Annotated in this window: 19 protein-coding genes and 3 pseudogenes; 16 read left to right on the top strand and 6 right to left on the bottom strand. The window is 68.9% G+C overall.

The window, feature by feature from the left end:
- The 6 genes and pseudogenes from ASF80_RS19455 to ASF80_RS15640 form a co-directional block, all read left to right on the top strand.
- Window positions 1–535 (top strand): annotated as a pseudogene (locus ASF80_RS19455) (ATPase); the annotation flags it as partial.
- Window positions 532–1206, top strand: coding sequence for a hypothetical protein (locus ASF80_RS15660; protein ID WP_056312835.1), 675 nt, complete (start codon window positions 532–534; stop codon window positions 1204–1206). The pseudogene ASF80_RS19455 and the gene ASF80_RS15660, both read left to right, overlap by 4 nt.
- Window positions 1203–3068 (top strand): VWA domain-containing protein, encoded by a 1866-nt coding sequence (locus ASF80_RS15655; protein WP_056312834.1) that lies wholly within the window; start codon window positions 1203–1205, stop codon window positions 3066–3068. Before ASF80_RS15660 ends, ASF80_RS15655 begins: the two co-directional genes overlap by 4 nt.
- Window positions 3061–3669: a hypothetical protein gene (locus ASF80_RS15650; protein ID WP_056312832.1), complete on the top strand. Its 609-nt coding sequence runs from the start codon at window positions 3061–3063 to the stop codon at window positions 3667–3669. Before ASF80_RS15655 ends, ASF80_RS15650 begins: the two co-directional genes overlap by 8 nt.
- Entirely contained in the window at window positions 3662–5023 is a 1362-nt protein-coding gene (locus tag ASF80_RS15645) for an AMP-binding protein (protein ID WP_056312830.1), read from the top strand. The genes ASF80_RS15650 and ASF80_RS15645 overlap by 8 nt, the downstream gene beginning before the upstream one ends.
- A gap of 67 nt (window positions 5024–5090) precedes the next feature.
- Window positions 5091–5492: a VOC family protein gene (locus ASF80_RS15640; protein WP_056312828.1), complete on the top strand. Its 402-nt coding sequence runs from the start codon at window positions 5091–5093 to the stop codon at window positions 5490–5492.
- Window positions 5493–5597: 105 nt separating this feature from the next.
- On the opposite strand, the pseudogene ASF80_RS15635 reads toward ASF80_RS15640, so the two are convergent.
- The 3 genes and pseudogenes from ASF80_RS15635 to ASF80_RS15630 all read right to left on the bottom strand — a co-directional run.
- Window positions 5598–6339 (bottom strand): annotated as a pseudogene (locus ASF80_RS15635) (aminotransferase class I/II-fold pyridoxal phosphate-dependent enzyme); the annotation flags it as partial.
- A gap of 3 nt (window positions 6340–6342) precedes the next feature.
- Window positions 6343–6697, bottom strand: a pseudogene (locus ASF80_RS19450) (aminotransferase class I/II-fold pyridoxal phosphate-dependent enzyme); the annotation flags it as partial.
- Between the two features lie 88 nt (window positions 6698–6785).
- Window positions 6786–8216: an amino acid permease gene (locus ASF80_RS15630; protein ID WP_056312826.1), complete on the bottom strand. Its 1431-nt coding sequence runs from the start codon at window positions 8214–8216 to the stop codon at window positions 6786–6788.
- 178 nt (window positions 8217–8394) lie between these two features.
- On the opposite strand from ASF80_RS15630, the gene ASF80_RS15625 reads away from it, so the two are divergent.
- The 8 genes from ASF80_RS15625 to ASF80_RS15590 all read left to right on the top strand — a co-directional run bounded on the left by ASF80_RS15625 (window position 8395) and on the right by ASF80_RS15590 (window position 16453).
- Window positions 8395–8853 carry an Lrp/AsnC family transcriptional regulator gene (locus ASF80_RS15625; protein WP_056312825.1) on the top strand — a complete coding sequence of 153 codons (459 nt, stop codon included), beginning with the start codon at window positions 8395–8397 and terminating at the stop codon, window positions 8851–8853.
- Between the two features lie 46 nt (window positions 8854–8899).
- Window positions 8900–9727: a PaaX family transcriptional regulator C-terminal domain-containing protein gene (locus ASF80_RS15620; protein WP_056313642.1), complete on the top strand. Its 828-nt coding sequence runs from the start codon at window positions 8900–8902 to the stop codon at window positions 9725–9727.
- A gap of 78 nt (window positions 9728–9805) precedes the next feature.
- The gene (locus tag ASF80_RS15615) at window positions 9806–10246 is read left to right on the top strand and encodes a cupin domain-containing protein (protein ID WP_056312823.1); all 441 of its coding nucleotides are present in this window, start codon (window positions 9806–9808) and stop codon (window positions 10244–10246) included.
- The gene (locus ASF80_RS15610; protein WP_056312820.1) at window positions 10243–11109 is read left to right on the top strand and encodes an acyl-CoA thioesterase; all 867 of its coding nucleotides are present in this window, start codon (window positions 10243–10245) and stop codon (window positions 11107–11109) included. Before ASF80_RS15615 ends, ASF80_RS15610 begins: the two co-directional genes overlap by 4 nt.
- Before the next feature lie 34 nt (window positions 11110–11143).
- Entirely contained in the window at window positions 11144–12805 is a 1662-nt protein-coding gene (locus tag ASF80_RS15605) for an AMP-binding protein (RefSeq protein WP_056312818.1), read from the top strand.
- A 449-nt stretch (window positions 12806–13254) separates the two neighbouring features.
- Window positions 13255–15136 (top strand): FAD-dependent monooxygenase (locus ASF80_RS15600; protein WP_235560018.1); only part of this gene is annotated, 1882 nt, incomplete at its 5' end.
- A gap of 73 nt (window positions 15137–15209) precedes the next feature.
- Window positions 15210–15617, top strand: coding sequence for a RidA family protein (locus ASF80_RS15595; protein ID WP_056312816.1), 408 nt, complete (start codon window positions 15210–15212; stop codon window positions 15615–15617).
- Window positions 15617–16453, top strand: a complete 837-nt coding sequence (locus ASF80_RS15590) for a fumarylacetoacetate hydrolase family protein (RefSeq protein WP_056312814.1) — start codon at window positions 15617–15619, stop codon at window positions 16451–16453. Before ASF80_RS15595 ends, ASF80_RS15590 begins: the two co-directional genes overlap by 1 nt.
- A gap of 73 nt (window positions 16454–16526) precedes the next feature.
- Here the strand turns inward: ASF80_RS15590 and ald are convergent, their stop codons facing one another.
- Entirely contained in the window at window positions 16527–17621 is a 1095-nt protein-coding gene (gene ald, locus ASF80_RS15585; protein WP_056312812.1) for an alanine dehydrogenase, read from the bottom strand.
- A 115-nt stretch (window positions 17622–17736) separates the two neighbouring features.
- On the opposite strand from ald, the gene ASF80_RS15580 reads away from it, so the two are divergent.
- Both ASF80_RS15580 and ASF80_RS15575 read left to right on the top strand, forming a co-directional pair.
- Window positions 17737–18246 carry an Lrp/AsnC family transcriptional regulator gene (locus ASF80_RS15580; RefSeq protein ID WP_056312810.1) on the top strand — a complete coding sequence of 170 codons (510 nt, stop codon included), beginning with the start codon at window positions 17737–17739 and terminating at the stop codon, window positions 18244–18246.
- A 134-nt stretch (window positions 18247–18380) separates the two neighbouring features.
- Window positions 18381–19448 (top strand): AraC family transcriptional regulator, encoded by a 1068-nt coding sequence (locus tag ASF80_RS15575; RefSeq protein ID WP_162239139.1) that lies wholly within the window; start codon window positions 18381–18383, stop codon window positions 19446–19448.
- A 348-nt stretch (window positions 19449–19796) separates the two neighbouring features.
- Here ASF80_RS15575 and ASF80_RS15570 read toward each other — a convergent pair whose 3' ends face one another.
- Window positions 19797–20231, bottom strand: coding sequence for a hypothetical protein (locus ASF80_RS15570; protein ID WP_056312807.1), 435 nt, complete (start codon window positions 20229–20231; stop codon window positions 19797–19799).
- A 41-nt stretch (window positions 20232–20272) separates the two neighbouring features.
- Window positions 20273–20653 carry a hypothetical protein gene (locus tag ASF80_RS15565; RefSeq protein WP_056312804.1) on the bottom strand — a complete coding sequence of 127 codons (381 nt, stop codon included), beginning with the start codon at window positions 20651–20653 and terminating at the stop codon, window positions 20273–20275.
- Window positions 20654–20747 lie beyond the last annotated feature (94 nt).

The following is a 20747-nucleotide window of genomic DNA, read 5'->3' as shown; positions in this document are numbered from 1 at the left end:
CATCGAGGCGAACAGCGGTGCCGATCTCGAGGTCGATCTCGGGGCGCAGACCCGCAACGGACTCTCGGTGCGCGCTCTGCAGACGCTCATCATGTATGCCAAGGGCATGGCCTGGTTCCGGGGCGTGGACGCCGTGGAGCTCGACGACGTCGCGGCGGTCCTGCCGTTCGTGCTCCGCGGAAAGCTGCTGCCGAATGCCACGCATCCGCGGTTCGACGTCGGCGCTGAGCGCGAACTCAGCACCGACACCGTCAGCTGGCTGGCCGATCTGTTCGCCCAGTCGTGCCGGCAGTACGATGCGCTCGGGCGCGACACCGACGATGAGGTGGCTGCGCTCCTCAGGGAGTTCGACCGCGGCCTCGACGGCCTTCCGGCGCTCGAGGCCTCTCGTCGCATCACCGCGGTCGAGGCGCAGCTGCGCCGGATCGCCACGGTCGGCAAGCTGTACGGCCGCGACTTCGACGACGTCATCGCGCTGAAGTACCTCCATCAGCGCTACACCGCCTACGTGCGCTGGCAGGAGCTGCGCGGGTGAACCGCGTCCCCGTGCAGCTGGCGAACGTCTCGGCGCCGTTCCCGCCCGCCGAGCTTCCCGACCTCTCGGCTGCGGGACTCGATGCGGCGCTCGCGGCGGAGTCGGTGCGGACCGTGCACGGTGATCCGCTGCTGTTCGGCCGCGCGCTCGCCGCGGGCATCGAGCTCGACCCGGCATCCCTCACCGACCGCCATCGCGCGCTCGATCTCGTCGCGATCGCTGCGTGGCGTGCGGGCGTGCTCGGGCTGCGCGTCGACGCGCTCACCAGGCTCGACGATCTCGACTCCGCGGAGCAGCGGGTGGCCGCCGCCGGGGCCCTGGGCCTCGGTGTCGACCTGCTCGACGAGTTCCGGCGCCGGCAGCGCGGCGATCGCTTCTGGTGGCCCGGTCGTGCGGATCAGCGCGGCTACGTGCTCGCCACCGGCGGCTTCCGGGGTCTCGGCGGTGCGTGGGTCCGTCCTCCCGAGCGGGTGGAGCGGCTCCCGGATGACGGCGCCTTCGCGTTCCTCGTCGCGGATGCCTGGTGGCGCCTCGACAGTGACGTGTGGGGCGCGCGGCTCTCGCTGCTTCCTGAGCGACCGGCGACGGCCGAACCGAGCGCCGACGGTGTGACCGTCGTGATCGGGCCGGACACGCACCTGGCCTGGGTGCACGTGCGGGAGCAGGTGTGACGGCCCTCCCCGATCGGGTTCCGCTCACCGACGACGCCCGATCGGCGTGGGAGCGGGCGCTCGCCCTGTGGCGGGTGCGACTCGATGACCCGGCGATCCGGCCGGGGGCCGCCGAGGCGCATGGTGCCCCCGCGTGGTTCTCCTTCCCGCCGTCGGTGACCGTCGACCCGCGCTATCTCGCCGACCGCGGGCTCGCCGACGAGTTGTGGAGCATGTTCGCGCACGAGATCGGGCACCATGTGCTGGCGCCCAGTACGCGCATCGACTCGCTCAAGATCGACCACCAGATGGCGCGCGCGATCTCGGTGGCGTCGCCGCGGGCGATTCCGGGCGACAGCGCCCGTCGCCTCTCCAACCTGTGGAGCGATCTGCTCGTGAACACGCGGCTCGCGCAGCTTCAGCGGGCGGAGCCGGGGCGAGCGGTTACCGCCACCCGCGATCTGGGCATCGTCCGCCTGGGGCGGGCCCTCTATCCGGCGCCCCCTGGCAGCGTCGACCGTCTGTGGTGGGTCTACTGCCGGGCGTACGAACTGCTGTGGCAGATTCCCGCCGGCACGCTCTGCGCGCTCGAACCACCGGCTCGCCCGGTGCGCACCTTCGCAGAGACGACGTTCGTGCCGCTGAGCGAGATCCCCGAGAAGCACCGTGAGAAGGAGCGTCTGCTGCGAGAGGCACGCGCCGAGAGCGAGCGCGTGGCCGCGGAGCTCGCCGGAGCGACTGCCACCAACCCCGGTGTCGATGCGTCGCTCATCGCCGATGCGGTGCGATCCTTCTCGACAGATCCGGTGTCGGGGGCGGCGCTGTTCGGAGTGATCGCGGCGCCCTACCTCGCGGAGGAGGCGCTGGCCGGGGGCGGTCGACGTGGCGGAGGCTGCGGCATCGACGATGCCCCGGCGACGGCAGACGAGCTCGGGCGCATCCTGGCCGATCAACGACTGCGCAGCGATCTGCCTCCCCACCCGGGAACGGTGGTCGACGCGCACGACGCGGAAGAACCCGTGGACCCCGCGAAGGACCGTACGAAGAAGGACGGACAGCGTCTGACGATCGCGCGCACTCTCGCGCTGTACCGCGAGAGCGGTGAGGATGCCGTGCTCGCCGCCTGGTATCGCAACGAGGCGGCCGCATGGGTGCGCCCGTACACGCGCCCTGCTCCCTCGACGCCGACCGGCGGCATCCCCGGTCCCGTCGAGCTCTGGGAGGTGGGAGACGCACTCGCCGACCTCGACTGGCCGCTGACCCTGAGGTCGGGGACGGTGATCCCCGGGGTCACGACCCGTCGGCGTTCGGAGCTCGACGACGAGCCGATCGTCCGCGAGACGAGCCTCGAGCTCGACCTCTACATCGACTCCTCGGGGTCGATGACGCATCCGCGCAACGGCTCGCCCGCCGTGCTCGCCGGAACGATCCTCGCGCTGTCGATCCTGCGCGGCGGAGGACGCGTCAGGGTCACGAGCTTCTCGGGCACGGGCGAGGTGGCGGGGATGCCGCGGTTCGGCCGCGACCCCGCCGAGATCATCGCCGCGATCTCGCTCTTCTTCGGCAGATCGACGTCGTTCCCGCTCGACCTCTACGCGGCCAGGTACGCGGGGCTTCCTCCGGCGGGCGACGACGAACAGCGTCACGTCGTGGTGCTCTCCGACGACGGGCTGGTGTCGATGTTCGGTGTCGGCAACGAGCCCTACGAGGGCGTCGCCCGCACCGTTCGAGAGGTGCTCACGACCGGTACGCTCGTGCTCATGGACCGCAGACACCAGGTCGCGCAGCTCGCCGAGCGCGACGGCTACGACGTGGTGTACCTGCAGACGATGGCCGACGCACCCGCAGCGTGCGCGGCCCTGGCCGAGGCCCTGCATGGCTGACACCGAGGCGCTGCTCGCCGCATGGAGCGAGCGTTCGGGCGGAGAGGCCGAGGCCTGGGCGCGCACGAGACCAGGGCCCTCCCTCGAGGCGGTGGCTGCCCGCATCTCCCGAGTGCCCCAGGAGTTCCTCGACGAGCGGATCTCGCTGCGTGCCCTGGCGGGAGACGTCCTGGGCGGTCAGATCGTCGCCGCCGGGTTCGACGACGATCCTCGTGTGCGTCAGGGGGCGGCCATCGGACTGTGGCTCGTCGCCAGCGAAGGCCTCATCGAGCCGCTCGATCCGGCGCTCTCGACGGGATGGGCAGCCCTCGCCGTCGATGCGCTCGCGCTGCGCGTCGCCCCGGTCGCCGAACCCGCGGAATGGACCTCCGACGACGAGCGGCGCACCGAGGCCGCCCGCACGTTCCTGCTCTGGTGCGGGTTCCTCCCCGCGGGGGAGGATGCTGCGACCGCCGCCTCCCTTCTCGCCGCCTGCGACTCCCTGGCCCGTGACCGGGCGCTCGCCGACGCATATGAGGGCCACAGGCACCGCGCCGACATCGCCCGCAAGCTCGAAGAAGCCCGCCGCAAGGAGGCGGCGGCGCGGTACTCCAGTGAGTGACCCCGACCTCCGCGGGGCGCTGGACCTCGCCGAGTACGCGCCGGGAGAGGCTGCGGTGCTCACCGACGCAGAGCGCTGGCCGACCATCGATGCCGACGGGGTGTCGAGGCTCACGCACTGGCGCGCGCATCCGGATGCTCCGCAGTGGACCCACGCCACCGGCGACCGCCTCACCGCCGAGCAGGTCGAGCGGGTACGGCATCCGCTCCCCACCGACGACTGGCTCCGCGAACATCTCGTGGCGGCGCGGCGCACGCTGCGGTATCGGGGGATGGCGGAGGATGCCGCGCTCGAGGACTTCCCGACGATCGCACGGGCCGATCTCGTCGACGATCTCGCAGCGTTCGTGCCGCTCGATGCGGACCTCTCGCGCATGCTGCACGGCACGAGCTCGGGCTCGACAGGGGCGGCACTGCTCATCCCCGACGACGTCGAGGAGGTCGCGCGCGGCTTCCACCAGCTCGTCGCGCTCGCCGCATCCGCCGGAGCCACGGTCACCGCCGACGGCGAACGGATGGCGGTGGTGAATCTCGTCTTCCAGAGGCAGGCGTTCACCTACGTGTCGGTGATCTCGAGCTTCGCGCACCGCGCCATGGCACGCCTGAACCTGCATCCCTCCGCCTGGGACGACGTCGACGCACGGGCCCGATTCCTCCGGGAGGCGGATCCGCAGATCCTGAGCGGGCATCCGACGAGCCTCGCCGAGCTTCTGGATGCCGGACTCGACGCCGTGCTGCACCCCGCCGTGATCTTCTCGGGTGCCATGGCGCTCTCCTCACCGCTGCGTGAGCGCCTCGAAGCGGCGTTCGGCTGCCCGGTCATCGACGTGTACGGGCTGCACGAGACGCGCCCGATCGCCGCGCGCACCGACGACGGACCGTTTCGCATCCTCGACCGGCGAGTGCATGTCGAGATCCTCGATCCCCGCCGCGACGTCGCCGTGCCTCCGGGGGTCATGGGAGAGATCGTGGTGACCGCGGGCGAGAACCCGCTGCTGCCGCTGGTGCGATATCGCACCGGTGACTTCGGACGGTCGGTCCTCCTCGACGACGGCGCATTCGGCATCGCCGATCTCGAGGGGCGCGACAACACGCGCTTCCGCGCGGCCGACGGCACGCTCGTGCCGTGCGTCGAGCTGACTCAGCAGCTGCAGGCCCGAGGTGCGCTGGGGTGGTCGATCGAGCAGGGCGACGACGGACGGGTGCGCGCGGCGATCGCGGGCGGTGACGAGGCGGGCATCCGCACCGCTCTCGAGGCGCTGCTCGGGATGCCGGTGGAGCTGCACCGCGTCGCACGCCTCATCGACCTCGGCGAGGGCAAACCCCGGCGCTATCGCAGCAGCGTCCCCGACTGACGGCATCGCCCTGACTGACAACCGCGCCCTGACTGACAACGTCACCCGTTCGCCGTACACTCGCGGCATGAGCGGACTGATCCCCTACCTGCTGTTCCCGGGAAACGCAGCCGAGGCCTTGGCGCACTACCGCTCCGTCTTCGGCGGCGATCTGCAGCTGCTCGACTACTCGCAGGCCGGGCGCCACGACGGCCCGGGCGATGCGATCGCCCACGGACAGCTGTCCGGCCCGGTCGAGCTGGCAGGTGCCGACGCCGGAGCCGACGACGATGCCGTGCAGATGAACGGCATGTTCCTCTCGCTGCTCGGCACGGCCGACGCGTCGACCCTGACCAGCTGGTTCGATCAGCTGTCCCTGGAGGGTCGAGTGCTCGATGCCCTGCAGAAGCGACCGTGGGGCGACTACGACGGCACCCTCGTCGACCGCTACGGCGTCCGCTGGCTCATCGGATTCCACGACGAGGAGTGACAGCGGCCACCCATCGCCGACGTCCCCCTGCACGACGACGCCCCACCTCGCCGACGTCTGCCCTGTGGGGCTTCATCGGCGAGGCGGGGCGTCGGTGATACGAGGTCAGCTGAACAGTCGCTGCAGGCGCTGCACACCCTCGAGGAGCTGGTCGTCGCCGAGCGCGTACGACATGCGGATGTAGCCCGAGGGGCCGAAAGCCTCACCCGGGACGACCGCGACCTCGGCGCGCTCGAGGATGAAGTCCGCGAGTTCGAGCGAGGTGGTCGGCGTCACGCCGTCCCAGGTGCGGCCGAGGAGGCCCTGCACATCGGGGTACACGTAGAACGCGCCGAGCGGGTTCGGTACGACGAGGCCGTCGATCTTCGACAGTTCCGACACGATCAGGCGGCGTCGGCGGTCGAAGGCCTCGCGGAACTGCTCGGCCTCGGTCTGGGGGCCGTTGAGGGCTGCGATCGCGGCCTTCTGGGCGACGTTGTTGACGTTGCTCGAGAGGTGCGACTGCAGGTTGCCGGCGATCTTGATGGCATCCGCGGGGCCGACCATCCAGCCCACACGCCATCCGGTCATCGCGTAGGTCTTCGCGACGCCGTTGACGAGGATGGTCTGGCCCGCGAGAGCAGGAACGGCCTCGACGATGGAGGTCGCCTTGACGCCCTCGTAGGTGAGGTTCTGGTAGATCTCGTCCGAGATCACCCAGATGCCGTGCTCGAGCGCCCATTCGCCGATGGCTGCGGTCTCTTCGGCGGTGTACACGGAGCCGGTCGGGTTGGAGGGCGAGACGAACACGAGCACGGTCGTGCGGTCGGTGCGAGCGGCCTCGAGCTGCTCGACGGTGACCTTGTAGNNNAGGTGGTCCAGTACGGCGCGGGCAGCAGCACTTCGTCGCCCGGGTTCACCACGGCCTGGAAGGCCTGGTACACCGACTGCTTGCCGCCGTTGGTCACGATGACCTGGTTCGGCGACACCTCGAGACCCGAGTCGCGCAGCGTCTTCGCGGCGATCGCCTCGCGCAGCGCGGGCAGGCCGGGCGCCGGGGTGTACCGGTAGCTCGCGGGGTCTGCCAGGGCCTCGGCGGCGGCATCCACGATGAACTGCGGTGTCGCGAAGTCGGGCTCGCCCGCGGCATACGAGATGACGGGCTTGCCTTCGGCCTTGAGGGCCTTCGCCTTGGCATCGACCTTGAGGGTCGCCGATTCGGCGATGGCGGACAGCTTGCGAGAGAGAGGAGCGCGTTCGGTCACGATTACGAGCGTACTCGGGTCGAGGCTTTCGATGACGGGTCGGATGCCGTCAAGAATCGCTGTTCTTGACGGCGTCGACCGCGGATTCCGCCGATGTCATCGCGCCCGCAGCCGCGCGCCGACGACGCCTCTGCACGATGAAGAACGCACCGATCGCTGTCACGAGACAAGGGATGCCGAACGGCAGCGTCGCGCGGAACTCCTCGGTGAGGGCGGTCGAGATCGCGATCGCGATCATCAGCACGGCACCGACGACGGCGCCGACACGTGCTCCCCACACGGTGTACGTGGGCTTCATGCCCTGCGCCGCGAGCCGACGACGGAACGCGACGTGCGTCACGAAGATCATGAACCACGTGAACAGGGCACCGAACATCGAGATCGCGAACATGATGGTGAAGGCGTCCGCCGGGTTCAGCACGTAGATCACGGTCGCGACGGCGATGCCTCCGGTGGACAGCAGCAGCGCGTTGAGCGGCGCTCCGTTCCGCCCCACCGTGCCGAACATCCGGGGTGCCTCGCCGGCGCGCGACAGCGAGAACATCATGCGGGTCGAGATGTACAGCTGGCTGTTCATCGCCGAGAGCGCGGCGATGATGACGACGAAGTTCAGAACCGAGTCGGCGAACGGGATGCCGATGACCTGCATGACCGTCACGAACGGGCTCGAACCCGACAGGATCTCGGAGACCGGGGCGATCGACACGATCAGCGACAGCGTCAGGATGTAGAAGATGAGCAGCCGGAAGGCCGTGACCTTGAACGCCTTCTTCACGGCTTTCTCGGGCTCGGCTGCCTCGCCTGCGGCGACCGCGATCATCTCGATGCTGAGGTAGCTGAATATGGAGACGATCACCGCGAACCACATGCCGCTGAGCCCGTTCGGCATGAACCCTCCTTCGGCGCCCCAGTTGTGCACGCCGCGCTTCTCGTCTCCCGCGAAGAAGACGAGCCACCCGGCCACCACGATGAACGCGAGGATCGCGAACACCTTGATCGCCGAGAACCAGTACTCGAGCGTGCCGAAGCTCTTCACGTTCATCGCGTTGACGAGGATCAGCGCGCCGCCGAAGACGACCACCCAGATCCACGGAGGGATCCCGGGGAACCACAGCTGCATGTACTCGCCGACCGCCGTCACCTCGGTGCCGACGGCGAGCACGATGCAGCCCCAATACATGTACCGCACGAGGAACCCGGCAAGAGGGCCGATGTAGTGCTCGGCGTACGCCCCGAAGGATCCGGAGGTGGGATGCTGCACGGTCATCTCGGCGAGGCCGGCCATGAGCATCAGTGCGATCATGCCGCCGATCAGATAGCTCAGCACGACGCTCGGGCCGGCGAAGCCGATCGCGAACCGGCTGCCGAGGAACAATCCGGTGCCGATCGCCCCGCCGAGTGCGATCATCCCGAGCTGCCGTGCGGTGAGCGACTTCTGCAGCCCGATCTCTCGGGTCTGGATGTCGGAGAATTCAGCCATGGTCGTCCTTCAGCGTCGTTGCGTGCGGATGAGGGGCGCCGCGGCGAGACATCGCCCCCAGCGCGACGCGAGTCTTGCAAGGATTCGATGAAAATGGCACGGTCGTGAAGATGATTCGAGAAAGCCGAACTTGTTCGTACAGGATTCGGGCAGGCTTGCTACAGCTGAAAGGCGAACGATGACGTTCACGCTGACCGATTCCGACAGGCTGATCCTCCGCGAGCTCTCTCAGGACGGACGACTGTCGAACAAGGAGCTCGCGGTCCGTGTGGGGCTCGCGCCCTCGACGTGTCATGGACGGGTGCGGATGCTCGAGGATGCCGGGGTCATCCGCGGGTACCGTGCGGTCGTCGATCCTCAGGCCGCAGGTGCGGCGATCAGCGCGTTGATCTCGGTGGCGGTACTCGATCATGCCCGCAGCCAGGTCACCGAGCTGATTCCCCTCATGCGGGCGATCCCCGGTGTGCAGCAGGTGTTCCTGCTCGGCGGAGACCGGGACGTCGTCATCCACGTCGCGATGGCCGACGTGCCCGCCCTGCGCGAGTTCATCAGGGTGCACGTGGGATCCCATCCGGATCTCGGCCAGTCGCAGACCCAGCTGATCTTCGATCACGCCGCAGGCACGGCACCGGCATGAGTGCCGCTCCCGAACTCGACCGGTCAGACCAGTACGCTGAATGCTCATGAGCACGGGCGGCGATGCGGTGGATGCGGACGATCTGATGCCAGAGGGTGGCGTCCGGCCGCAGCACCTCATAGTGACGGTGTTCGGGCGTTACGTCCGCGCTCACGGCGGCGAGATCCGGATCGCGTCCCTCATCGAGATGATGTCCGCGCTGGGGGTCGACGCGGGTGTCGTGCGCTCCTCGGTGTCGAGGCTGAAGCAGCGCGGCATTCTCATGGCCGAGGGGGGAGGCTCGTATCGCCTCTCGTCTTCGCTCGAGGCGGTCTTCTCGGCCGGTGACCGGCGCATCTTCGGATCGCGCAGAGCGGAGCCGGGCGATCCGTGGCTGCTGGCGTCGTTCAGCGTCCCCGAGAGTGAGCGCCCGCTGCGTCACCAGCTGCGCAAGATCCTGCAGCGACTGGGGTTCGGGCAGGTGAGCGGCGGGCTCTGGATCGCACCGGGGCTGATCGCCGACGAGACCGGGACGGCGCTTCGTCGAGCCGGGCTCGACGGCTATGTCGAGCTCTTCCTCGGCTCCCGCATGTCGTCGGATCCGCTCGAGGACGCCGTGCGCGGCTGGTGGGATCTCGCCGCGATGGAACCGCTCTACCGCGGATTCGTCGACACGTTCGAGGGGATGCTCGACGAGGCCGACGAGCCGGCGGCATTCGCTGCCCATGTCCGGGCGATCACGCAGTGGAGGCGGCTGGTGTACCTCGATCCGGGGCTGCCGCTGGACCTGCTGCCGGAGGGATGGATCGGCGTCGAGGCCGGACGCCTGTTCGCCGAGCTGCACGAGCGGCTGGAGCCGGCCGCGGAGCGTTTCGTGGCCTCCTTGATGACCTGACGCTGCATATTGGTATCGCACTTGCGTGACGGTCGTCACGTGTGTGACACTTCTTCGACACGGAGCGAAGGAGCTTTCATGACCGAGCACGAACTGCGCTGGGATCGGATCCCGCAGGTGACCCGCACCGGCGAGGAAGACACGCAGACGATGTCGTCCGGAGGGTGCGTCCGCGTTTCCGGGGTCGGCCCGCAGCACACGGAGGCGACGAAGATCTGGTTCGGCCAGGTGTCGAACGATCCCGGTTACCGATCGCTGCCGCACCACCACGGCGAGGCGGAGACCGGAGGATACGTACTCCGAGGCTCGGCCCGCATCTACTTCGGCGAGGGGTACCGCCAGCATCTCGACATGACGGCCGGCGACTGGGTGTTCGTGCCGCCGTTCATGCCGCACGTGGAGGCCAACATGTCGGTGACCGACGAGCTCGTCTGGCTGACCACGCGCACGCCCGACAACATCGTCGTCAATCTCGACGACGTCGCCGACGCCACGCTCGACGGCTTCCGGCGCGTATGAGCACCTCCGCAGCCTTCCGTCGCGCCATCGCCCTCACCGAGGTGACGACGACGCAGACGGACCGAGCGTTCGAGGCACAGCCGCAGCCGGTGCCGTGGCCCAAAGCGTACGGAGGAGACACCGTCGCCCAGAGCATCGCGGCCGCCCTCCGCACCGTCGATGACGACCGGTCGCTGCATTCCGTGCACAGCACGTTCCTGCGCGGCGTCGACGTCGCGGAGCCGGTGCACTACGAAGTCGAGGTGATCCGCGACGGTCGAGGGTTCTCCACCAGGCACGTGCGCGGCTATCAGCGGGGAAAGCTCGCGTTCATGGCGACGGCATCGTTCCACGTCCCCGAATCGTTCCCCGAGCACGCCCCGCCGATGCCGGACGCCCCCATGCCCGAGCTGCTCCGCTCGTCCGCCGAGGTGCTCGCGGGGTCGGAGGGTGCCGACATCGACTACTGGTCGCACGGACGCAGCTTCGACATGCGGCACGTCCCGGGAGCCGTCTACGTCGAGATCGAAGGCGAACGGACGGCGCACCAGGCGGTGTGGGTGCGCTCCTTCGACAGGCTCGACGACGATCCGCGCACGCACCAACTCGCGCTGGCCTACGTGTGCGACTACACGATCCTCGAACCGATGCTGCGCGTCCTCGGGCTCCCGTGGCGCGACGAAGGTCTCGTCACGGCCAGCCTCGACCACGCCATGTGGTTCCACGCGCCGGCGCGCGCCGATGAGTGGCTGCTCTACGCGCAGGAGAGCGCAGCCATCTCCGACGGGCGCGGTCTCGGCCTCGGCCGGTTCTACACACGGGACGGACGCCTGGTCGCGACCGTCGCTCAGGAGGGGATGATCCGCCCGGGTCGTCCGCTCTGACCTCACTCCATCTTCGCTTCCGAAGGGACCGGCAATGACGCTTTCCCGCTCAGCGCACGTCGACACGTTCGCACGTGACTCGCTGCCACCTGCCCACCTCTGGCCCACTCTCGAGTTCACGATCCCCGATGTCCTCTACCCGGAGCGACTCAATGCGGCCGTCGAACTCCTCGACCGGACCATCGACGAGCTCGGCGCCGATCGCACGGCGATCCTGCTCGCAGACGGGACCATCTGGAGCTACGGCGAGCTCCGTCGGCGGGCCGACCAGTTCGCCCAGGTGCTCACCGAGGATCTCGGTCTCGTGCCGGGAAACCGGGTGCTGCTGCGCATGCTCAACGGTCCATGGACCGTGGCATGTTGGCTCGGCGCGCTCAGGGCCGGAATGATCGTCGTCACCACCATGGTGGCGTGGAAGGCCAGAGAGCTGCGTCCGATCGCGGAGCGCGTGCAGCCCCGCGTCGCCATCGTCGATCGGCGAGGAGTCGAGGACGCCGAGATCGCCTTCGCAGAGATGCACACACCGCCTGCGATCGTCGTGGCCGGCGGAGACGACGACGAACTCGTGAGGGCGTGCGACTCCAAACGAGGCGTGTTCGATCCGGTGGGCACCGCCGCAGACGATGTCGCCCTCCTCGGCGCGACCAGCGGCACCACCGGAGTGCCGAAGATCACGATGCACTTCCATCGCGACATCCTCGCCAACGCCGACACCTTCGCGCGGCACGTGCTGCACCTGACCGCGGACGACGTGAGCGCGAGCACCGCGCCACTCGCCTTCACGTTCGGGCTCGGCGGAAACGTGGTGTTCCCGCTGCGGACCGGTGGCGCGATGGTGCTCGTCGAGCGGGCCACGCCGATCGAGCTCGCGAAGCTCATCGAGCCCCTGGGGATCACGGTGCTCTACACCGCGCCCACCGGATATCGCTCGATCATCAAGGAGGGGCTCGCCGGCGAGCTCCGCCGACTGCGCATCGGCGTCGCGGCCGGGGAGCACCTCACGATCTCGACGTTCGAGGCCGTCGAGGCCGCCAGCGGACTCCGACTGATCAACGGCATCGGCGCGACCGAGATGCTGCACGTGTTCATCTCGGCATCCGGCGACGACATCCGCCCCGGTGCGACCGGGCGGGCCGTGCCCGGCTACCGCGCGACGATCCTCGACGACGACGGGCGCGAGCTGGGCGCGGGTGAACCGGGCAGGCTGGCGGTGATCGGCCCGACGGGATGCCGCTACCTCGACGACGAGCGGCAGAGCGTGTACGTCCACGGCGGGTGGAACATCACCGGCGACACGTTCGTGCAGGACGAGGACGGTTACTTCACCTTCCAGGCCCGCAACGACTCGATGATCGTCACGGCCGGCTACAACGTCGGGGCGCCCGAGGTGGAGGAGGTGGTGCTCAGCCATGACGACGTGCTCGAGTGCGCGGTCATCGGGTGCCTCGATCCCGAACGGGGCATGATCGTCGCCGCATTCGTCGTGCCTCGCGAGGGCATCGCGCCCTCTGACGCGCTCACCGCCGACATCCTCGACCACGTCAAGGCCCACCTCGCGGTGTACAAGTGCCCTCGCCGCATCGACTATCTCACCGAGCTGCCCCGCAATCCCAGCGGCAAGGTGCAGCATTTCATCCTTCGCGAACGAGCGGCCGCAGCGCTCGACCTCGCCGTATCCGACACTCAAGGAGCCTGACATGCGCGTAGCCGTCATCGGCGGAGGGCCCGGAGGGCTCTACTTCGCCGCACTCATGAAGCAGCTCGACCCCGCCCACGAGATCACCGTGTGGGAGCGCAACGCCCCCGACGACACCTTCGGGTTCGGCGTGGTCTTCAGCGATGAGACCCTCGGAGGGATCGAGAACGCCGACCCGGTCATCGCCGCGCGCATGGGCGAGCAGTTCGCCCGGTGGACCGACATAGACATCGTGTTCGGCGGCGCCACGCACACCGTCGGCGGACAGGGATTCGCGGCGATGGGACGCAAGGAGCTGCTGCAGCTCCTGCAGCAGCGGTGTCTCGAGCTCGGTGTCGACATCCGGTTCCGCACTCCTGCTCCTGATGCCGCCGAGCTGATGGCGGAATACGATCTCGTGCTCGCCGCCGACGGAGTGAACTCCTTCGCGCGAGGGCAGTTCGCCGNNNGTTCGAGGCGTTCACGTTCGCCGTGCAGCACACGCCGCACGGCATCATGCAGCTGCACGGCTACCCGTACTCCGACGGGAGCAGCACGTTCCTCATCGAGATGCATGAAGACGTCTGGCGCGCGGCCGGTCTGGACGCCACCGAGGGTGAGCTCTTCCCGCCCGGGGTCAGCGATCAGTACTCGGTCGACCGGATCCGAGAGCTCTTCGCCGAGGTGCTCGACGGTCACGAGGTGCTGACGAACAACTCCAAGTGGCTCAACTTCACCACGGTGCGCAATGAGCACTGGCATCATGAGAACCTCGTGATCCTCGGCGACGCCGCACACACCGCGCACTTCTCGATCGGGTCCGGCACGAAGCTGGCGATGGAGGATGCTCTCGCGCTCGCCGCCTGCGTGCATGAGCATGTCTCGCTCGACGACGCGCTCGACGCCTACGAGGCCGAGCGTCGGCCCGTGGTCGCATCGACGCAGCGCGCGGCGCAGGCCTCGCTCGAGTGGTTCGAGAGGATCGGGCAGTACGCAGACCAGGAACCCCTGCAGTTCGCCTTCAACCTGCTCACCCGCAGCAGGCGCATCACCCTCGACAATCTGGCGGTGCGCGACCCCGCCTTCGCGAGCGAGGTCGTGCGCGGCGCGCCGCTGGCGAGTCGCGAGGCCGACGAGCCGGCGATGTTCCGGCCTCATCGCATCGGACGACTCGAACTCAAGAACCGCATCGTGGTCTCGCCCATGGACATGTACTCGTCGGTCGAGGGCGTGCCGGGCGACTTCCACCTGGTGCACCTCGGCTCCAAGGCTATGGGCGGTGCCGGACTCGTGATGACGGAGATGGTGTGCGTATCGTCCGAGGGGCGTATCACGCCGGGGTGTGCGGGGCTCTACTCGGACACCCAGGCGGACGCCTGGCGGCGCATCGTCGGCTACGTGCACGGCAACTCGACCGCCATGATCGGCGTGCAGATCGGACACTCCGGTCGCAAGGGCTCCACCCGGCGGATGTGGGAGGGGATCGACCAGCCGCTCGATCAGGGCAACTGGAAGACCGTGGCCCCGTCGGCGCTCCCGTACGGGCCGAAGAATCAGGTGCCCGAGGAGATCGATCGGACGACCATGACCGCGATCCTCGAGGAGTTCGTGGCGGCGACGCGACGTGCAGCGGCCGCGGGGTTCGACCTGGCGGAGCTGCACGCGGCGCACGGATACCTCATCTCGTCGTTCCTCTCTCCGATCTCGAACCGGCGCACAGATGAGTACGGCGGCTCTCTCGAGAACCGCCTGCGCTATCCGCTCGAGGTGTTCGACGCGATGCGCGCCGCCTGGCCGGAGGATCTGCCGCTGACCGTGCGGCTCTCCGCCGAGGACTGGATCGACGGCGGGAACACGATCGACGACTCCGTCGAGATCGCCCGGGCCTTCATCGCCCACGGCGCAGACGCGATAGACGTGTCGTCGGGGCAGATCGCGACGCACGAGAAACCTCAGTTCGGGCGCAGCTATCAGACGCCGTTCGCCGATGCGATCCGCAACCGCGTCGCGGCGGCGGCGGGCGTCTCCGTGATCGCCGTCGGAGCCATCTCGAGTCACGACGACGTCAACTCGATCCTGCTGGCAGGCCGCGCCGACCTGGTCGCACTCGGTCGCACCCACCTGTGGGATCCGCAGTGGACCCTGCATGCGGCCGCCGATCAGGGGTATCGCGGCCCGGGTGCCGAGTGGGTGCCACCGCTGCGCGCCGGATCCCGCAAGCCCCCGACCTCGCGCACCGATGCGGTGCGCCCGCGCCTGGCGCTGGTGCGAGACGCGCAGGGTGAGAGCGCCGACACCGCTCATCGCCGGTGGGTGCCTCGGCCCGCGGGGGCTGCAGCGCTGGCTCACTGAGCCGGCCATCGATCGACACGCGCAGACACGCGGACCCAGGAACTCAGACAGACCGAAACGAAGGAGACCGCACATGTCGCGGCAGATCATCAACCCCGAGTCGCTCGTGAAGCCGAGCGGATTCGCGCACGGCGTCCGAGCCGGAGAGTTCGTCTATCTCGGCGGTCAGACGGCGATGGATGCCGCCGGGCACATCGTCCCTGGCGGCATCGTGGAGCAGTTCGTCCAGGCGTTCTCGAACGTGCTGACCACCCTGGCGGCGGCTGGTGGTGAACCACGCGACCTCGTCGACGTCACCATCTACCTCACCGACGTCGACGACTATCAGCGCAACGGCCGCGAGATCGGCAGACGATGGCGCGAGCTCGCCGGCACCGAGTACCCCGCGATGGCGGGTATCGGCGTGACACGGCTCTGGCAGCCGGAGGCGCTGATCGAGATCCAGGGCGTCGCGCACCTGTCTGGCGCGCAGGACGCCTGATGCGTCTTGCGACGGTGCGCCGAGACGGCGGCACACATGCGGCGGTGGGGGACGCGGCGGGATGGGTGCTGCTCGACGAGTCCGACGTGCAGGAGCTGATCGCTGCCCCCGACTGGCGCACGCGTGCGGCGGATGCTCTGCGGCATCCGGCCAGGGCCGATATCGACGCGCACGAGTTCGCCACCCCGGTGCCACGGCCCGCGAAGGTGTTCTGCTGCGGCCTGAACTATCGCGACCACATCCTCGAGACGGGGCGACCGGTGCCGGAGTTCCCGACTCTGTTCGCCAAGTTCGCAGACACGCTGACCGGGCCCGCAGACGACATCGTCGTGCGCGAGACGCGCAAGCTCGACTGGGAAGCGGAGCTGGCGGTCATAGTCGGCGCTGAGGTGCATCGGGCCGACCGTGAGCAGGCGAGGGCGGCGATCCTCGGGTACGCGGTGTCGAACGACATCTCGATGCGGGACTGGCAGCAGCGCACACTGCAGTGGCTGCAGGGCAAGGCGTTCGACGCGACGACGCCGGTGGGGCCGTGGGTCGTCACTGCTGACGAACTCGATCCCAGTTCCGGGCTGCGCATCACCTGCGCGGTGAACGACGAGCTCGTGCAGGATGCCGACACCGCGGAGCTCGTCTTCGACGCGGCCGACCTCGTGGCCTATGTCTCGCAGATCACGGCACTCCGCCCCGGCGACATCGTGCTCACCGGAACGCCGGGAGGCGTGGCTCTCGGGATGCCGGAGCCGCGGTGGCTGCGCGACGGAGACGTGGTCGTGACCGAGATCGAGGGGATCGGTGCGCTCCGGAACACGATCCGTTTCGACCCCGGACGCTAGACGCGACCGATGGCAGGGAGCAGGGCCGGGGAGATCGACTCCTCGGCCCTCCTGCCTGTCTCAGCTCAGCCGGTCATGCCGTGGCGAAGCCGTGCGCGCGTGCGACGGCATCCAGTGTGATGCGTCCACCCTGCACATTGAGGCCCTTGGCGAGCGCGGCGTCGTCCGCCGCGGCTCGCTCCCACCCCCTGCCGGCGATGGCCGACACATAGGGGAGAGTGGCGTTGGTGAGGGCGCGGGTGGCGGTCTCGGGCACAGCGCCCGGCATGTTGGCGACGCAGTAGTAGATCGAGTCGTGCACAGCGAAGGTGGGGTCGTCGTGAGTGGTCGGACGCGAGCCTTCGAAGCATCCGCCCTGGTCGATCGCGATGTCGACGAGGACCGATCCTGGCTTCATCGCCGCGACCATGTCATCGGTGACGAGCTTGGGTGCGGCGGCACCGGGGATCAGCACCGAGCCGATCACGAGGTCGGCCGTCGCCAGCTCCTCGGCGATGTCGTACCTGCTCGACGCACGAGTCTGCAGAGCGCCGCCGTAGCGGTGCTCGAGCTCACGAAGGCGCGGCAGCGAGATGTCGATCACGGTCACCTGAGAACCGAGGCCGAGGGCGTTGGCTGCCGCATGCTCCCCGGCGACACCGCCGCCGATCACGACGGTCTTGGCGCGAGGAGCACCGGCGATTCCACCCATCAGCACGCCTCGTCCGCCCGCTGACCGCATCAGGGAGTACGAGCCCATGGTCACCGAGAGGCGGCCGGCGATCTCGCTCATCGGTACGAGCAGCGGCAGGCTGCGATCGGGCAGCTGCACGGTCTCGTAGGCGACAGCGGTGGTTCCCGCATCGACGAGCGCGGACGTCAATGCGCGATCGGCCGCGAGATGCAGGTAGGTGAAGAGAGTGAGGTCAGGACGAAGGAAGCCGTACTCCTGCGCGATCGGTTCCTTCACCTTGATGAGGAGCTCCGCCCCGCCCCAGGTCTCTTCGGCCGTAGCGACGATCTCGGCGCCGGCCAGACGATACGCCTCGTCGGAGATGCCGGACCCGACGCCCGCGCCGGACTGCACGAGCACGCGGTGGCCCTCGTGCACCAGACGGTCGGCACCCGCAGGCGTGAGCGCGGTGCGGTTCTCGTTGTTCTTGACCTCTGTGGGCACGCCGATCTTCATCGATCCTCCAAGTGACGGTTGCGTGGGTACATCTCAGAATCGCAGAAACGTCGACTGATCGACAGAATGGCTGAAGAACATTCGTTCATCGAGAGAATCCTGCATAATCGTTCGCATGGAGACGTCATCTGAGGCCACACAGTCGAACACTCTTCGGGCACCGGCGCTCGATGCGATCGATGCGCGAATCGTCCAGCTGCTGAGCGCCGACGGGAGGATGACGAACGCCGAGCTCGCCGGACATCTCGGTGTCGCCCCGTCGACCGCACACGCGCGCCTGCGCGCCCTCGTCGACCGGGGCGTGATCAGCGGTTTCCACGCGAGTGTCGACGAGCGGATGCTGGGCGCGGGCCTGCAGGCGATCATCGGCGTGACTCTGCGCCCGAGCGGGCGCAGAGAGAGCATCGTCGAGTTCGCCGACCGCGTGCGGGTGCTGCCGCAGGTCATCCAGGTGTTCTTCCTCGGGGGAGACGACGACTTCCTGCTGCACATCGCCGTCGCCGACTCCTCGGAGATGCGCGAGTTCGTGCTGGAGCACCTCTCGGCGCAGTCGAGCGTCGCCTCGACGAGGACCAGCATCGTGTTCGACTATCACCGCAACTCGGTGGCGGCATCGTTCCGCTAGCGACGGTGCCTGTCTCCGGGCAGGAGTCGTCGACTGTATATTGCACGGCACCGCCCCCATCCCTATCGTGAGGGCCGGGACGGGGCAGCCGACGCCGACGCGGCTCGCATCCGCTGGGGGTTGCGATGTCGCGGGTGATCGATGATGCAGAACTGGCCGCCTGGCTGGGCAGACTGTCCACGGGGCTGTGGACGTCGCCGTCCGCCGATGACGAGCATGTCGTCCCCGACTGGTTCTCCGCCGAGGTGATCCGTCTCGATGGACATCTCGGGATGCTCCAGCTCTCCAACTTCGGGACCATGAGAGCCGACGATCCCGACGCGTTCCAGGCGGCGCTCCTGCGCAGGTCGATCGGGGCCACGATGCTCTACAGCACCCTCGAGACGGCGCACACCGTGAGCTACGACCGTGGTTCCCCCGAGGACGAGGACATCATCATCGTCGGGATGTCGAACCAGGGAGGTCAGCGGCTGCACACGGCTGCGGGCATCCAGCTCATGAGCGTCGGGCGCATGGGGTTCATGTCGAGTCTCGGCGCCTCGGCCGTCGAGCATCTCGGTGTGAGTGAGACGACAGGTGTCGTCGTCCCTGTCGCGGCGATCCCGGGGTATCGACATGTGCTGGCGCGAGGCGCGGAGATGTTCCCGGACACACCTCTGACGAGGGCTGCGGGTGCGTCGTTCGGACGGATGCTCTTCGAATGGGCCAAGGACCCAGATCAGGGTGCCGGAGCGCTCGCGGGCACCGAAGCCGCGCTCCTCGCTCTCGTGCGTGGTCTCTTCCGGCAGTTCCCCGGCGACGGGGAGACCGATCGGGCGAGTGAGCTCCGCGCTGAGGCGGGGCGGATCATCGAGCGGCGTCATCGCGACGCCGGCTTCGGTATCGAAGAGCTCGCCGCTGAGCTGCACATCAGTCGGCGCCAGCTGTTCCGCCTCTACGCGGGGACGGACGAGAGCCTCGCCGGCCGGCTGCTGCGCCGCCGCCTGGTGACGGCCAGGGAAGAGCTGCTGTCGACTCCTCCTCAGGATCTCGCGGCGGTCGCCCTGCGCTCGGGGTTCGCCGATGCTGCCGCGCTGCGCGCGCAGTTCTCCCGCCATGTCGGTCTGAGCCCCAGTGCGTTCCGCCTCGCCGCACGCACGCAGCCGCCGCGACTGGCCGAGGCGATGCTGCTCAGCGACGAGCAGCTCGGCCTCTCGCTCTGACCGTCATCCGGTGACACGAGATCGCGATTCGCGTGCCAACGGGTGCACTGCGTGCCGGGGTTCGTGCACCGGGTGACAGAAGGGTCGGCGTCTCTTCCGGCGCGTTCTGCGCGTGCATAACCTGAGCTTGCCCGTGTCCCCAGGCGGGTCATGACGGCAGATGGCGACGAAGCTCCGGCTTCGGGTTCGTCGGCTGTCACGGCTTCCGGACGCGGTGGACCGCCCGTCCGGAAGCTCGGGGACAGGCGCGTGAGCGCCGGGTATGACGGACCGCCCGCGGGAGAACGGGTGGACGTGCGGGTGCTTCGGTCGGGGGAACCGAGGCACCCGCGAACCTCCGGGTGCGCGTCAGGCGCCGAACGACGAGGGAAGCGCGCAGTAGTCCGCGAAGCGCCGGGTCGGATTCGCGGGGTCGGTCACATCGACGAGCGCCGAGGCGAGCGTGTGCGGGGCCTCGTCTCCCGCGAGCTGCCACACGATGAAGTTCCAGAGACCGCGAGCGGTCTCACTCAGCAGCGCGGGCGGACCCGAGACGACGAGCACGCTGCCGCTGTCGGGGGATGCGCGAAACGGAGCGATGACATCGGTGCGCAGAACCTGCTCGTCACCATCGTCCGTGTGCTTGCGCTCGACCTGCTGATCCGCGGCGGTCAGAGCGGCGGCGAGGCCATCGGCCGCGTGGCGTGAACGCTCGGCATCCGCCCCCGCGACGACGAGCAGACGGCGTCCACGGGGGTACAGGTGCAGGAACTCGGCGGAGATGTCGGACCAGGCGTCGCTCATGATCTCAGGCTACGCCCGCCCGTGGTCGCAGGCGCCGCCGGTCAGAACATGGTCAGGATGCCGGCGAGCAGGGAAGCGACCATGAGAAGCACGGGCATCGCCAGCAGCACCGTCGACGCGCCGACGGTGAGGAGCGCTGCCACCCCCAGCTGCACGGGGAGTCTCGGTCTGGGGACACCCGCATGCGGCAGGTTCCCGCCGAGCACGAGCCCGACCGCGCCGGTCGCGCTCGCGATGCTCTGCGATGGGCTCACGAGCTCTATGGGGACATGGAGAGCGGCGTTCTCCTCGAAGCCGAACAGGACCAGGGCGATCGGGATCGCCGTCAGCAGGGTGATCGCTAGCGAGGCGGAACTGAGGCTGAGGGAGGCGGTGCGGCGGACGCGGAGAGCGTGTTCGGACAGGGGTGTAGGTGTCGACATCCCGCGAGCGTAGGGCGGGGCGGAGACGCTCGAACCCGGTTGTCCACAGGGCGGAACGGCAGAGCCCCTCGGATGCCGGATCGCGGCATCCGAG

Origin of the sequence: Microbacterium sp. Leaf159 (assembly GCF_001423615.1) — a bacterium.
Classification (GTDB): Bacteria; Actinomycetota; Actinomycetes; order Actinomycetales; family Microbacteriaceae; genus Microbacterium.
Note: the sequence above shows the minus strand (reverse complement) of the source record. Positions and strands in the feature narration are given on the sequence as shown.